Annotated in this window: 1 protein-coding gene; it reads right to left on the bottom strand. The window is 39.1% G+C overall.

All coding sequences use genetic code 11. The features are described from left to right. A partial coding sequence (locus tag H3V04_RS09135) for a hypothetical protein (protein ID WP_198188294.1) occupies positions 1-270 on the bottom strand: 270 nt, incomplete at its 3' end. Positions 271-289 lie beyond the last annotated feature (19 nt).

Genomic DNA, 289 nt, shown 5'->3' with positions numbered 1-289 from the left:
ATTGAAGCTAGATTTAGAATTCCGTAAATATATGGCTCTACATTTATTGTCATTGCGAGTTCCTTTATATGGATTTGCCTTTGAGTTATCAGTCATATTAATATTTAGTGTACCCGCAACGTTTACGGTGCCACTACCGGTAATAGCAATAACAGTAAATGGTCTCCCCCATTCACCATTTGAACCATGAGAACCGTCATACTCTAATAAGGGCGTCAAATTAACAATGGCACCTTGATCAACCGTAACAACGTCATTATCGCTTTCCATTTCAATCATGCTGCCGCCA

Source organism: Bifidobacterium sp. M0353, assembly GCF_016100645.1.
GTDB lineage: Bacteria > Actinomycetota > Actinomycetes > Actinomycetales > Bifidobacteriaceae > Bombiscardovia > Bombiscardovia choladohabitans.
The sequence above is the reverse complement of the archived record's forward strand: the minus strand, read 5'-3'. Positions and strand labels throughout refer to the sequence as shown.